Source organism: Paenibacillus sp. J5C2022 (assembly GCF_025567625.1).
In the GTDB taxonomy this organism is placed as follows: Bacteria; Bacillota; Bacilli; order Paenibacillales; family Paenibacillaceae; genus Pristimantibacillus.
This window is the reverse complement of the sequence record NZ_JAOQJC010000002.1, coordinates 192,090-204,188: the sequence shown is the minus strand read 5'-3', so window position 1 is coordinate 204,188 and position 12,099 is coordinate 192,090. Positions and strand designations below refer to the sequence as shown.

Here is a 12,099-nt window from a genome sequence, read left to right as displayed (position 1 = left end):
GATCATGGACAAAGAAGCCTCCATTACGGCCAACGCATACGACAAACTTATCCTGCTCTGCGAAGCCGCATTGCCCTTGGAAGCATGCGGCTTGCTCGTCTGCGCCGACAATACGGGAATAGCCGATACGATCATCCCGATACATAACGTGCATGAGCAGCCGCGGCAAACGTTCACATTCGACCCGCAGCAATGGATAGAAGCATACTTCTACATACGAAAAAACCGACAAAAGCTTGTCGGCATCTATCATTCCCACCCCGCCGAGCCGGCAGAGCCTTCATCAAGCGATTATGAAGGCTACTTGCCGGCTGAGGATGTCGCTTATTGGATTGTGGCCTTCCCCCGACAGGCGAAGCCCGTAGTGAAGCGCTACCGCAGCGATGGCGGAATGTTCATTCCGATTCCGTTAGTGCTGGCTTAAATAGGCATACAGATCGCCAAGCGTCGTCACTTGCCGCTCCAGCATTCGCTTCAAATAAATTTCCCATAGCTTGCCTGTCATCAAAGCATCATCCAGGGCATGATGACGCCGGCGAAGATGTATGCCGTTGCTTGACAGCAAACCATCCAGTCCGTAATCTTCACGCCCCGGCTCCAACCACTTCGCTACCATCATCGTATCCAGCACCCGATGGTTCAGATTCACTCTTGATGTCCGCCATAATGCGGCATCCAGAAATTTCTTGTCGTGACCGGAAGCGTGGGCGATCAGCAATCGCTTGCCGACAAAAGCCATGAACTGGCGCAGCACTTCCACAAGAGGCGGAGCCTCCTTCACCATATCGTCGGTGATGCCGGTCAACTGCTGGATATGCTCCGGTATCGCGCGGCCCGGATTGACAAGCGAATAGAAGCTCCCCCCTTCTTCAATGGCCTTCTCGCCTCGCATTAATACAGCTCCGAACGAAATAATCTCATCGCCGCTGCCGGGATGAAATCCGGTCGTCTCCAGATCGAAGACAGCCGCCTCAAGCTCAGCCAATGGCATGTCTAACATAGAAGGATTGCGCAGATGCCGATTCGCGTGGCGAATATATGCCATATGCTGCGCCTTCTGTGAACCCAGCATGGAAGCGATTGCCGGGGTAACTCCGCCCAGCTTGTACAAGTGCCACATTCTCCCTATCCCTTTATACTCCTTCACACCTGACACCGCCTTGATGTGCCGCTAACGATCCTTAAGCCTGTTCACGAATCGCTGCAGTCGTCTCCCTTGCTTCAAGAAGCTTCTTAGCTCGCTTACCTGTTCCTTGTCCAGTATGCTGCGCGGCAGCTTGCCGCTGCTGCTGTAATAACCGTCTGCGAACTGAGTCTTCGCCATCAGCCGCATTCGCATGAAGAATCGGAAAGCGTCGAGGTACCCTTTCCCTTCCGACTCGGATAATTCGCCGCATTCGATTAATTGCAATATTCTCCCCAATGTAGACGTCTCAACGATTCCGGCCCGTATGGCCAGCAACCGGACGGCATTAACCATAGGAATGTATGCCCCATACTTCATGTCGAGACTGCCGGCATCCTCCCCGTATCGATCTGTCAGCAGCTGGCCGAATATTCCTGTCAGCACCTTGTGCCGCATCGTATTCTCCAACATTCTGGTCGGCACCTTCGCATAGCTCAGCACAGCGTTTAAGTATCGCTCTTTCAACTGGCTCCATAACCGTTCTTCACCATATACACTTCTGCCATCCGCTACAATGAGCAAGTAACGGATAGCCTCCCATGTAGGGTCGACGCACCATAGCGAGATGGTGGAGTGCCATTGCTGGACGGACTTGCACCATAACGCATTGCTGCTTAGCACATTCCCTTCACAAGGCGGGTATCCCGTCTGGGAGAGGGTATCCACAATCTCTTCGCCCAGCGCCAGAAAGTATGCCTGCGTCGCATCCATATCATAGTCATGATGCTCATAGATGATGCCGCTGTCCTGATCGCTGGACCAAGTCTGCTCCTTGCGCCCTCCGCTGCCGAACAGCACATATGCGTAAGGCACGGGGGGAGTGCCTCTCCCCTTCCGTGCCAACTCCTTCTCCGCTAGCACAATCGCTCTGCCAATCAGCCGATCGTGCATCGCATTCATTTGTTCGTTCAGCATATCAATCGATAGATAAGAGTGCCGTTCCATCTCATTGTGCATTAATCTGCGAAGCTCCAGCAGTTCGCCCGCATCTCTCGCTCGCGCCATACGCTGCTGCAGCAGCGCATTCACAGAATCCAACATGCGCAGGTCACTCCCCTGTTCCGTTACAGCCATTATACGCTTATATCCCCACCCGGCTTCTTCAATTGCTCAGGATAACCGTACGCGCCATGCTCGCTAAGGTCAAGCCCGATTATTTCCTGCTCCTCCGTTACGCGGAATCCGATAAATTTCTTCATGATGCCTAGTACTATAAAGGAAACGACAAGCACGAAAGCCCCTGCTACGACAACGGACTGGAATTGCACCCACAGCTGCTTCCAATTGCCGGTATCGATCAACCCGCCTTGCCCTACGCCAACCTTGTCTGCCAAAGCCTGCGTGGCGAATATCCCGTTCGCAAGCGTTCCCCATATGCCTGCCATACCATGAACGGAAAGGGCATAAATGGGATCGTCCACCTTCAGCTTCTCGAACAATTTCACACTGTAGAATACCAGCACGCCTGCTACCAGACCGATGACGACCGCAGCCCACGGCTCCACAAATGCACAAGATGCCGTAATAGCCACCAGACCGGCAAGCGTACCGTTCAACATCGTCGTAATATCCGCCTTACCTTGCACCGCCCACGAAATGAGCAGTGCCGCTACGCCGCCTGCACCTGCTCCAAGCATCGTCGTAAACGCGACGTAAGTGAAGAAGCCGTCACCGATCGCAACTGTCGAACCCGCATTGAAACCGAACCAGCCGACCCAGAGCAGCAGCACAGACAACGCTGTAAACACCTGATTATGGCCCAATATCTCATTGGCTGAGCCGTCCTTGTTAAACTTGCCGATTCTCGGCTTCAGAAGCACAGTAGCGGCAAATGCGGCAACCGCACCTGTCAAATGCACTACTGTAGATCCGGCAAAATCTTGCGCACCATGGTCGGCCAACCATCCGCCGCCCCAAATCCAGTGCGCTACTACAGGATAAATGAAAGCGATAAATACGATTGTAAATACGACGTAAGCCGATAGCTTTGCCCGTTCGGCAAATCCCCCCCATGCGATTGAAAGGGAAATGGCGGCAAATGCGAGCTGGAACAGGAAGAATACTGCCGTCGTAAAAGATTCGCCATCTGCCATCTCCGTTGCGGGACTAAAGAAAAATTCGCCCCAGCCCATAAATTTGTTAAGCATGCTGTCGCCCAAATCGCCGCCGAATGCGATACCGTAACCTACAGCCCAATAGATAAGAGCGGCAAATCCTACTGTGAAGATGGTTTTTCCGGCAACGTGACCTGCATTCTTCATCCTTGTCGAGCCGGCTTCCAGCAGAATAAAGCCGCCTTGCATAAGCAGTACCAGTATAAAGGATAAAATAATCCACAATGAATTCAATCCCGTGTCAAGCACAGCCGCTTCAGGCCCTGCAGCCAATGCCATCACCGGAAACAAAATCGTCATGCAGCTTAACGCCAATATTACTTTCTTCACCAAAGCGTCCACTCTCCCCTTGTATGTTATTTTTTCTGACACTTACTGAAATCCATATTGCCATTATAGTATCAGGCCATTGATTTGGCAACAAAAAATGTTAAAATAGTCGAAACACCGCTCATTGTTATATGAAATCACGTGAATATGTAAGGTATGGTTACGCAAATCTTTCGTCCCTTCCGCTATCCCCAATAACATCCACTAGAGGAACAACGCAAACGTTTGACTGTATGATCTCATTCCTATTAATATTAGAAATAGAAGATGAATAAGGGCGGTGAAAGAATGGTAATCGCAGAGCTATATCGGATCGGAGAATTGTCGAGAATATCGAATATAAGCGCCAGAACAATCGATTATTATACGAAGCTCGGATTGATCGAGCCGGCAAAGCGGACAGAAAAAAATTATCGCCTGTATGCACATGAAACTTTACAGCGGCTTGAACGTATTGAGGAGATGAAAAAAGCCAAGTATACGTTAGATGAGATTAAATCCGCGTTAAGCACTTGGAGCGAAGTGACGCCGGACGAACAGGTGACATTGAAATTATCGGAGATACAGCAGCATCTTGCCAAGCTGGAGCAGGAAGTGAAGGAGCTCGAGCCCGTCATCAAGAAGATGAAGCCGCGGCAAGTCAACCGCTTGTACACCCGAATGATGCCCCAAGCCGCCGCCTGTATCGAAGCGTTGATGCTCCTGACGAACAAGAGCTCTCTCATGTAACGAAGACAACCATGTAACGGAGGAATCAACCATGATGATGTACATTCCAGTATTGTTGGCTTTCGCCCTGACAATCTGGGCGCAATTCCGTGTGAAGGGCACATTCAAGAAATGGACTCAGGTGCAAGCAAGCAGCGGATTGACAGGGTATCAGGCCGCAAGAAGAATGCTGGACAGCAACGGCTTGCATGACGTACCGATCGAACCGGTCCGTGGAGCTCTGACCGACCATTACGACCCCATCAATCGGGTAGTGAGACTGTCGGAACCGGTATATTACGAGAGCTCCATATCGGCCATTTCCGTCGCCTGCCACGAGGTGGGACATGCGATCCAGCACAAGGTCCATTATCCATTCCTCGTCGCGCGGCACCGCATATTCCCGATAGTGAACTTCGCATCCGGCATTGCGCCGTTCCTGCTGATCGCCGGCTTCCTGTTCAATGCGTTAGGCTTGATCGGACTCGGCATTATCTTCTTCTCTATCGCAGTCGCTTTCCAGCTGATCACACTGCCCGTCGAGTTCAACGCCAGCAACCGGGCACGTGAGCTAATGGTCGCCGAGGGCTTCATTACGAACAATGAGGAGCGGGGCGTCGCCAAAGTATTGAACGCCGCAGCACTTACCTATGTGGCCGCAGCTCTCTTGTCCTTGATGGAACTGCTGCGCTATATTCTTATCTTTACGCAGAACAGAGACTAGAATAAATATATAGGCCGTTCCCTTGGTCAGCATTGACCCGAGGGAACGGCCTTATTTTTTCCACCTAATCTATATAAAAACTGGGTGCCCTGTCATCTATCTTGACGGTCTTGGAAATAACGAACGAGGAAGCCGTGAAACACCTTCGCCACTAACGGCAGCTTCTCATTGGACCGGCGGATCAATCCGATCGTTCTCGTGACAGACGGATTGCATATCTTCACCTTCTCGGGCTGGAGAGGGCCGCGATAATCCAGCGCCATCTCCGGCAGCAGGCTGACCCCCATACCGGCAGCTACAAGCCCTCTGATCGTATCCGTCTCCTCCCCTTCGAAGCCGATCTTCGGTACGAATCCCGCACGCTCGCAAGCATCCCATACGATAGGACGAAGCGAGTAGCCCTCGCTGAACAGAACGAACGTCTCCTGCTCCAGCTGCTTCAGCTCAATCTCCTTCTCTGCCGACAGCGAATGTCCGGGGGGCAGTATCGCATATAACTCTTCCGTCAGAAGCACTTCCCCGCATACGTGCTCATGCTCCTTCGGGAATGGCGAGATGAAGGCAAGATCGATCTCCCCTTTCGTCAGGTCACGAATAAGCGTCGGATACATCCCTTGCTTGAAGCGGAACTTCACGTTGGGATGCAGCTTCCGGAACGCCGCCACAACTTGCGGAATAAGTGATATTCCCAGACTATGGGGGAAGCCGAGCCGGATCTCCCCCTTCTCGGGGTCCAGAAATTCGTGAATCTCAATTACCGCACGCTCCAGATCGGCCAATATCACTTCCGCGCGCTTCAAGAAGAGCGCACCTACCGGAGTGAGCTGCAGGTTGCGCCCTTTCTGCACGAACAACTTAACCCCCAACTCCTCTTCCAGCTGGTGGATTTGCCGACTGACGGCCGATTGCGCGACATGAAGCTCCTCCGCAGCCTGCGTTACATGCTCCTTCTTCGCTACCTTTACGAAATAATACAATTGTCGTAGTTCCATACCGTCCGCACTCTCTCCATTTTCAACATTTAAGACGGACGCTGCCGTCTCCATAAATGTGCCGATTCAAATAGTTTGTAAAGCAAAAATCCCGTCAGCAGGCCTCCCACATGACCCCACAAGCTAACTTTCACCATCATAATGGAGTACAAGATGCCAAACCCCAATAAAATATAGATCGTCTGTCGCGAACCGCTGTCCAACATCGATTTCCTGAAAAGCGCGATGAACAGGTACGCTCCGTAAGCGCCGTAGATCGCCCCGGAGGCTCCTACACCTATATTGGGATCGCCATCTCCGAACATCAAATCCATAATCGCCGACAACAGATTGCCGCCGATGCCGCAGAGCAAGTAAAACGGAATAAATCTAACCGTCTTCAGTAAATATTCAAGCGGCGGAACGAATACGATCAAGGCGAACATATTAAAAAACAAATGACTGAAGTCAGCATGCATAAACTGGGATACGATATATCGCCACGGCTGCTCCAGACCAAACGGATCGTTCACGGGATCCCATACGAAGGCACCCATCCGGAAAGCATGCAAAACGTTGTTCGGGTCACCCTTCGCTGCGATCACAATAAAGTAAACGATATTGAGCAATACAAGCACAGACGTGCCGGGATAGCTGCGCAAGTATCCCCGAAAACTTTCATAGCGCAGAAATATCATTCCATTACCCCCTTTCACCCGCCAATAATTGGACAACTCTCTTCTTAAACGATTATAATGAATGTCGTATCGATCAAACCCCATTGGAGGAGGAATTTCATTATGGCACAAGAACGTACGGGCGTAGCAACGTTGAAAGGCAACCCCATCACATTAATCGGTCCAGCGCTGCAGGCAGGGGATCAAGCGCCTGACTTCGCCCTGAACAAATCGTTGACGGAGACGGCCGCTCTGAACGATTACAGCGGCAAGATCAAACTGATCAGCGTGGTCCCGTCCATTGATACTGGCGTATGCGACATGCAGACGCGCCGCTTCAACGAAGAAGCTGCAGGCCTGGGTGACAACGTCGTTGTTCTCACAGTAAGCGTAGATACGCCATTCGCGCAGGCGCGCTGGTGCGGCGCTGCAGGCGTAGACAAAGTCGTTATGCTGTCCGATTATAAAACCAACAGCTTCGGCGAAGCGTACGGCGTGCTTATTAAAGAGTTTGCCCTGGATATGCGCGCAATCTTCGTCATCGACCAAAATAACACGATTAAGTACGTTGAATACTTATCCGAAATGGCTGAGCATCCAGATTACGACAAGGCACTTGCAGCTGTAAAGGAATTGCTGTAGAGCTTAATTTAGCCTCAAAGCTGCTACATACCGCAAACAAAGCGAGTGAAGGGCTTCCCTTCCTCGCTTTGCTTATGGATCAACTATTTACTTTGAATGCGGCTAACCGCTTGTCTAACGTTCGGTATATTTCAAGTATAACGCGATAATTCGAACCCAAATCCCCTAAAGAGCCGCGCGAGGCGGAATAGATGTCTACCGCCGACCTAAGCGGGTCAACGCCGATGACAGAAACGGTAATGTCCATTGTTCTGCCCGTGACCGTGCGCTTCTCCATCACAATCTCGCCAACCGATTCCACTTCATGAAGCACTTTATACCCCTGCATCTTCTTAACAGTGGATACTACTTCCTCCCAAGCCTTGTCCTTGGTCAACTTGTAAAAGTGCGATTTCAGCAATGGATCCTTTGCCCTGTCGCCCGTCGCTTCATGACTGCGCAGCAGCCCGATCAAGGTCCGCTTCAACAACAACGATCTCCCCCTCTGGCATCTATCTACATAAACTCTATGATACCATGTTTTCAGGCATGAAAAAAGAGCTTTCGCCGGAATAAAGACGAAAGCTCTTCCCTGGTAAGTAAAAACCCGCTTATGCCGTCAGACTCACATGTTTCTGAACCCGCTCTCGCAGGTGGGTGTCCGCAGCAGCGCTTTTGAAGTCCCCTCAACAGGGGCATGACAGCCACGCTGATATGTTGAACTCCCAAGAAACAGCCATTGGTTCAAAACAACGAAGAGTCGAAACGAACATCGCAGGATGTATAGTTATTATAGACTGTTCCCAACCAAAAGTAAACTCCGCCCGGGATGTTATTTCAAGGAATCCTTGGAATCGTCCTTCACCAGATCCTCGCGGTCCATCTCGGCCGCCTCCTCCGCCTCTTCCTCTTCAGACTGCTTCATCTTCTCCGCCTGCTCCTGCAGCTTCAAATAAATAATATTGAAGTTCCAGAAAGACAGATAAGCGATAATGCTTCCCATGAAGAACGGAATCAGGAATGTGAACTGCGTGCTGATATACGCAACTACACCTGCCATAATCGCCGTGGAGAGGGAGCGGAACGGCTTGCCGATCGTAATGAGCAGCGCATTTTTCAGAAGTTGAAACGTTTTCATATGATAATGAGCCAGCATCGAGAAGAAATTGAACATCGACACGCCAAGCAAGATAAGAAAGGCGATGAATATATATGAAAGGATATTCAACTGCTCGCGATAGACGATAAAGTCCACTACCATAATGGTGAACAAGAGCGTATATAGAATGCCGCCCAGCATACTCTGCTTATAGTTCTCCTTGTAGCCGCGGAAGAAGGTCTTGAATAGCGGCACGTCAACTTCGCCCATTACCCACTTGCGGGCAACCGTGAACATCGCCGCCGTCGCCGGAAATAATGTGAACGGCGCTACTACGGCCATTAATATAAGCGTCATATACATATTGCCCAATAGCTGCTCATCTGTGAGCTGCTCTCCCGTACCTACGAACAGTGTCAGGAGGAAAAAGAAAAACGGAATCGAACACGCGATCCATAGCAAATTGATGACGGAAAACCTCATAATCCATTCAGATATGCGGTAAAATCCTCCCATTAGCCCTCTAGGTTCCATCAGCTTCGCCCCCAAATAATATGTAGTCAACCATAAGCCAAGCACAGAAAACGGGGAAGTCCGATGCCCGTAAGGCGTCACGGACTTCCCCGGATGGTCATGCGCTATTCGTTATTGGAGTAACCTCCGGAGGAACCGGAGCTTCTTGGTCTGCGATCGCCGCGACCCTCTTCACTACGCTTATAGCCGTAGCCGCTGCCGCCGCTGCCGCCGCTGCGTCCGCCGCCGCGATAACCGCCGCCGCTGCGATTGTTGTCATTGCCGCCGCGGTAGCCTCCTCCGCCGCTGCGTCCGCCTCCGCGATAGCCGCCACCGCCGCTGCGGTTGAACGGCCGTCCATTGGAGCGGATGTCCGGTCTGCGCTTCTTGGCGCGGATCGGCTCCTCAGGCGTCAGCTCGATCGTGACATCCTTCTTCTCGCCTGTCAGCAGCTTCATGCATGCAGCCAGCAGCTGGACGGAATCATATTGCTCCAGCAATTGAATGGACAGCGCTTTGTATTCCGAGAACTCTTCGTTCTGCACGATCTCGATAATCCGCTCTGCCGTAACGCGCTGCTTGCCTTCGATCGCTTCCGCAATGCTCGGCAGCGGCTTGCGCGTCATGCGCTGACGCGTAATGCGCTCGATGAAGTGCAGATGATCGATCTCGCGAGGCGATACGAATGTCCATGCCTTGCCTTCCTTGCCGGCGCGGCCTGTACGGCCGATACGGTGCACATAGCTCTCCGGATCTTGAGGCAAGTCGAAGTTGATAACGTGCGTTACGCCCGATACATCCAGTCCGCGAGCCGCAACGTCTGTTGCAACCAGCACATCGATGCTGCCGTCACGGAACTTGCGCATGACGTTGTCGCGCTGATTCTGCGACAGATCGCCATGAAGCCCGTCCGCGGAGTATCCGCGCTTCTGCAGCGCTTCGCTCAGTTCGTCGACACGGCGCTTCGTGCGTCCGAAGATGATGGCAAGCTCCGGTGATTCCATATCCAGCAAGCGGCCGAGCGCTTCGAACTTCTGACGCTCATGCACTTCAATGTAAGCTTGTTCGATCGATGGCGCCGTTACCTGCTTAGGAATGACCGATACATGCTCGGGCTCCTTCAGGAACTGCTGAGCCAGCTTCTGAATGTTCGCCGGCATCGTTGCCGAGAACAATAGCGTCTGACGCTCGTCCGGCACCAGCTTCAGAATAGACTGAATGTCTTCCATGAAGCCCATATCCAGCATTTCGTCCGCTTCGTCCAGTACGACCGTCTTAACATCTTCAAGCTTGATCGTTTTGCGGTTAATATGGTCCAGTAGACGCCCCGGTGTACCAATAATGATCTGAGGACGTTTCTTCAATGCGCGGATTTGCCGGCCGATCTCTTGACCGCCGTAAATCGGCAACGAGCGCAGTCCTTTAAAGCGTGTCAACTTTCCGATCTCATCAGCTACCTGAATGGCGAGCTCGCGCGTCGGTGTCATGATGAGTGCAACGATGCGATCTTCAGTAATCGGAATTTTGTTAATGAGCGGAATTCCGAATGCCGCTGTCTTTCCTGTCCCTGTCTGCGCCTGGCCGATCATATCCTTGCCAGACATCGCTACCGGAATCGCTTTATCCTGAATTGGAGTCGATTCCTCAAATCCAAGCTCCGTAATTGCTTGCAGTACCTTTGGTTCCAAGCCGAATTCAGCAAATGTTTTCAAACTTTTCTCATACTCCTTCTATCTTCAGCCTACTTAAAAATATCCAAATCATTATAGCACAAAACCTTACGTGAATACCAGCAAAGCATAAAAAGGCATACTAAAGAAATAACCATTTGGCTGAATGGCATAGGAGAGATTGCTTTGAATGTCCATAAATCACGCTACGGAATAACGATTCTCATGATGACGCTGGGAGCGTTTTTGGTTGCGGCAGGCTTCAACCTGTTCCTCATTCCCCATCAGCTGCTTAGCGGCGGCATGTCCGGCATATCGATGATGATAGGCTACATAACGGGCGGGAATATAGGCTGGCTGTTCTTGTTCCTGAACCTTCCCGTCCTCATATGGGGCTGGTATGCGCTGGGACGCCGCTTCGTCATGTGGAGCATTTACTCCGTTGTGGCATCAAGCCTTCTGCTGCAGATCATTCCCGTGATGTCGATCGCCGACGACATTCTGCTGGGAGCCGTATTCGGCGGCATCATAATTGGCTTCGGAAGCGGACTCGCCCTCCGATACGGAGGTTCTTCGGGCGGTTTTGACGTTGTGGCTTCCATAGTGACACGCAAGCGAGACTTGCCGGTAGGGATGCTCATCTTTTTGCTTAATGGTAGCGTAATAGCCGTTCTGATCTTATTTTCGGGCAATTGGGACTTGGCGCTATATTCGCTGGTCGCTATTTTCACGGCTGGAAAAATAGTAGATCTCGTGCATGTGAGGCATATTAAAGTAACGGCATTCATCATTACGACGAAGACGGAGGACATTCTGGCGAGACTGCTGACCCATCCCAGAGGCATTACAATTGTCAAAACAAGAGGCGCTTATTCATCCGCAGAAAGAGATATGCTGATGACTGTCCGTACCAAATACGAGCTTAACGAGCTGTGCAAAACGATCATTTCAATCGACCCCCATGCGTTCATTAACATTGTGGAGACCGTGGGTGTCGTCGGCGATTTCCGGAAAAGCAACGACGAGTAAGCTGCATCATATGTACATACATGGATTTCGCTTCCATTCGCTATGTTTTTAAATAGGTTCCTGTTATAATATGTGTATCCCGCAACCCAAGTTTCTTGCCATAGGATGTACCCGGCTTTCTAATGACGAAGATTAGGATGAAAGGGTGATGCCAGATGGATATGGAAACAGTCAAATTGTCTGAAATCGTTGAACGGCTAGTTCCTGAACTGAGTCCTTTCCTCACATCCAAGGAGCTTGACACTAGCATCGTTCTCCGTGATGGCCTTGCTCTGCTGGAGCCTGCCGACGCTGTGGAAATCGTGCAAGTCAGCATTTGCAACGGGCAGAAGGAAGCTTGGCTTCATTAGGTCCGGGAGATAGGAACAATGTACGCGCCAGTCGACCGCTACTGCTCGGCTGGCGTTTTTCGTTTCCCGCCTCCTTCAAAAAAAGAGTGACCCGCGACTGGTTGTGC

14 protein-coding genes and 1 other RNA gene are annotated in these 12,099 nt (G+C 51.3%); 6 read left to right on the top strand and 9 right to left on the bottom strand.

Annotation, left to right across the window (positions count from 1 at the left end; translation table 11 throughout):
- The first annotated feature begins 4 nt into the window (after positions 1-4).
- Complete coding sequence (locus tag M6D81_RS02750) at positions 5-424, top strand: M67 family metallopeptidase (protein WP_262675266.1); 420 nt, start codon at positions 5-7, stop codon at positions 422-424.
- Here the strand turns inward: M6D81_RS02750 and M6D81_RS02745 are convergent.
- Genes M6D81_RS02745 through M6D81_RS02735 form a run of 3 tightly spaced genes read right to left on the bottom strand, consistent with a single transcriptional unit; the run spans position 410 to position 3,633 of the window.
- Positions 410-1,147, bottom strand: a complete 738-nt coding sequence (locus M6D81_RS02745) for an exonuclease domain-containing protein (RefSeq protein WP_262675265.1) — start codon at positions 1,145-1,147, stop codon at positions 410-412. The genes M6D81_RS02750 and M6D81_RS02745 overlap by 15 nt on opposite strands.
- A gap of 24 nt (positions 1,148-1,171) precedes the next feature.
- A complete protein-coding gene (locus M6D81_RS02740; protein ID WP_262675264.1) occupies positions 1,172-2,227 on the bottom strand; it encodes a DUF294 nucleotidyltransferase-like domain-containing protein in 1,056 nt (351 codons plus the stop codon).
- Between the two features lie 32 nt (positions 2,228-2,259).
- Positions 2,260-3,633: an ammonium transporter gene (locus M6D81_RS02735; protein WP_262675263.1), complete on the bottom strand. Its 1,374-nt coding sequence runs from the start codon at positions 3,631-3,633 to the stop codon at positions 2,260-2,262.
- A 285-nt stretch (positions 3,634-3,918) separates the two neighbouring features.
- Between M6D81_RS02735 and M6D81_RS02730 the strand changes: the two genes are divergently transcribed.
- Positions 3,919-4,359, top strand: a complete 441-nt coding sequence (locus M6D81_RS02730; RefSeq protein WP_262675262.1) for a MerR family transcriptional regulator — start codon at positions 3,919-3,921, stop codon at positions 4,357-4,359.
- A 31-nt stretch (positions 4,360-4,390) separates the two neighbouring features.
- The gene (locus tag M6D81_RS02725; protein WP_262675261.1) at positions 4,391-5,062 is read left to right on the top strand and encodes a zinc metallopeptidase; all 672 of its coding nucleotides are present in this window, start codon (positions 4,391-4,393) and stop codon (positions 5,060-5,062) included.
- 92 nt (positions 5,063-5,154) lie between these two features.
- Here the strand turns inward: M6D81_RS02725 and gltC are convergent, their stop codons facing one another.
- A complete protein-coding gene (gltC, locus tag M6D81_RS02720) occupies positions 5,155-6,054 on the bottom strand; it encodes a glutamate biosynthesis transcriptional regulator GltC (RefSeq protein WP_262675260.1) in 900 nt (299 codons plus the stop codon).
- 29 nt (positions 6,055-6,083) lie between these two features.
- Positions 6,084-6,731 carry a rhomboid family intramembrane serine protease gene (locus M6D81_RS02715; RefSeq protein WP_262675259.1) on the bottom strand — a complete coding sequence of 216 codons (648 nt, stop codon included), beginning with the start codon at positions 6,729-6,731 and terminating at the stop codon, positions 6,084-6,086.
- 102 nt (positions 6,732-6,833) lie between these two features.
- Here M6D81_RS02715 and tpx point away from each other — a divergent pair, with 102 nt between their 5' ends.
- On the top strand, positions 6,834-7,352 hold the full coding sequence (gene tpx / locus M6D81_RS02710) for a thiol peroxidase (protein WP_262675258.1): 519 nt from the start codon (positions 6,834-6,836) through the stop codon (positions 7,350-7,352).
- Between the two features lie 79 nt (positions 7,353-7,431).
- On the opposite strand, the gene M6D81_RS02705 is transcribed toward tpx, so the two are convergent.
- The 4 genes from M6D81_RS02705 to cshA all read right to left on the bottom strand — a co-directional run bounded on the left by M6D81_RS02705 (position 7,432) and on the right by cshA (position 10,655).
- Entirely contained in the window at positions 7,432-7,821 is a 390-nt protein-coding gene (locus M6D81_RS02705) for a DUF1499 domain-containing protein (RefSeq protein ID WP_262675257.1), read from the bottom strand.
- Positions 7,822-7,931: 110 nt separating this feature from the next.
- Positions 7,932-8,115: non-coding RNA, 6S RNA (ssrS, locus tag M6D81_RS02700), on the bottom strand.
- A 48-nt stretch (positions 8,116-8,163) separates the two neighbouring features.
- Entirely contained in the window at positions 8,164-8,964 is an 801-nt protein-coding gene (locus M6D81_RS02695) for a YesL family protein (protein ID WP_262675256.1), read from the bottom strand.
- Positions 8,965-9,068: 104 nt separating this feature from the next.
- Positions 9,069-10,655, bottom strand: a complete 1,587-nt coding sequence (gene cshA / locus M6D81_RS02690; protein WP_262675255.1) for a degradosome RNA helicase CshA — start codon at positions 10,653-10,655, stop codon at positions 9,069-9,071.
- A gap of 183 nt (positions 10,656-10,838) precedes the next feature.
- Between cshA and M6D81_RS02685 the strand changes: the two genes are divergently transcribed.
- Positions 10,839-11,642, top strand: a complete 804-nt coding sequence (locus M6D81_RS02685; protein ID WP_262675378.1) for a YitT family protein — start codon at positions 10,839-10,841, stop codon at positions 11,640-11,642.
- 155 nt (positions 11,643-11,797) lie between these two features.
- Positions 11,798-11,992 carry a hypothetical protein gene (locus M6D81_RS02680; protein WP_262675254.1) on the top strand — a complete coding sequence of 65 codons (195 nt, stop codon included), beginning with the start codon at positions 11,798-11,800 and terminating at the stop codon, positions 11,990-11,992.
- Positions 11,993-12,099: the final 107 nt, after the last annotated feature.

Excerpts from the sequence above, each read along its gene's own strand:
- M6D81_RS02730 (WP_262675262.1), top strand. The coding sequence starts at position 3,919 with ATGGTAATCGCAGAGCTATATCGGATCGGAGAATTGTCGAGAATATCG.
- M6D81_RS02680 (WP_262675254.1), top strand. The coding sequence starts at position 11,798 with ATGGATATGGAAACAGTCAAATTGTCTGAAATCGTTGAACGGCTAGTT.
- M6D81_RS02685 (WP_262675378.1), top strand. The coding sequence starts at position 10,839 with ATGATGACGCTGGGAGCGTTTTTGGTTGCGGCAGGCTTCAACCTGTTC.
- M6D81_RS02695 (WP_262675256.1), bottom strand. The coding sequence starts at position 8,964 with ATGGAACCTAGAGGGCTAATGGGAGGATTTTACCGCATATCTGAATGG.
- M6D81_RS02715 (WP_262675259.1), bottom strand. The coding sequence starts at position 6,731 with ATGATATTTCTGCGCTATGAAAGTTTTCGGGGATACTTGCGCAGCTAT.
- M6D81_RS02740 (WP_262675264.1), bottom strand. The coding sequence starts at position 2,227 with ATGTTGGATTCTGTGAATGCGCTGCTGCAGCAGCGTATGGCGCGAGCG.
- gltC (WP_262675260.1), bottom strand. The coding sequence starts at position 6,054 with ATGGAACTACGACAATTGTATTATTTCGTAAAGGTAGCGAAGAAGGAG.
- tpx (WP_262675258.1), top strand. The coding sequence starts at position 6,834 with ATGGCACAAGAACGTACGGGCGTAGCAACGTTGAAAGGCAACCCCATC.
- M6D81_RS02750 (WP_262675266.1), top strand. The coding sequence starts at position 5 with ATGGACAAAGAAGCCTCCATTACGGCCAACGCATACGACAAACTTATC.
- M6D81_RS02725 (WP_262675261.1), top strand. The coding sequence starts at position 4,391 with ATGATGATGTACATTCCAGTATTGTTGGCTTTCGCCCTGACAATCTGG.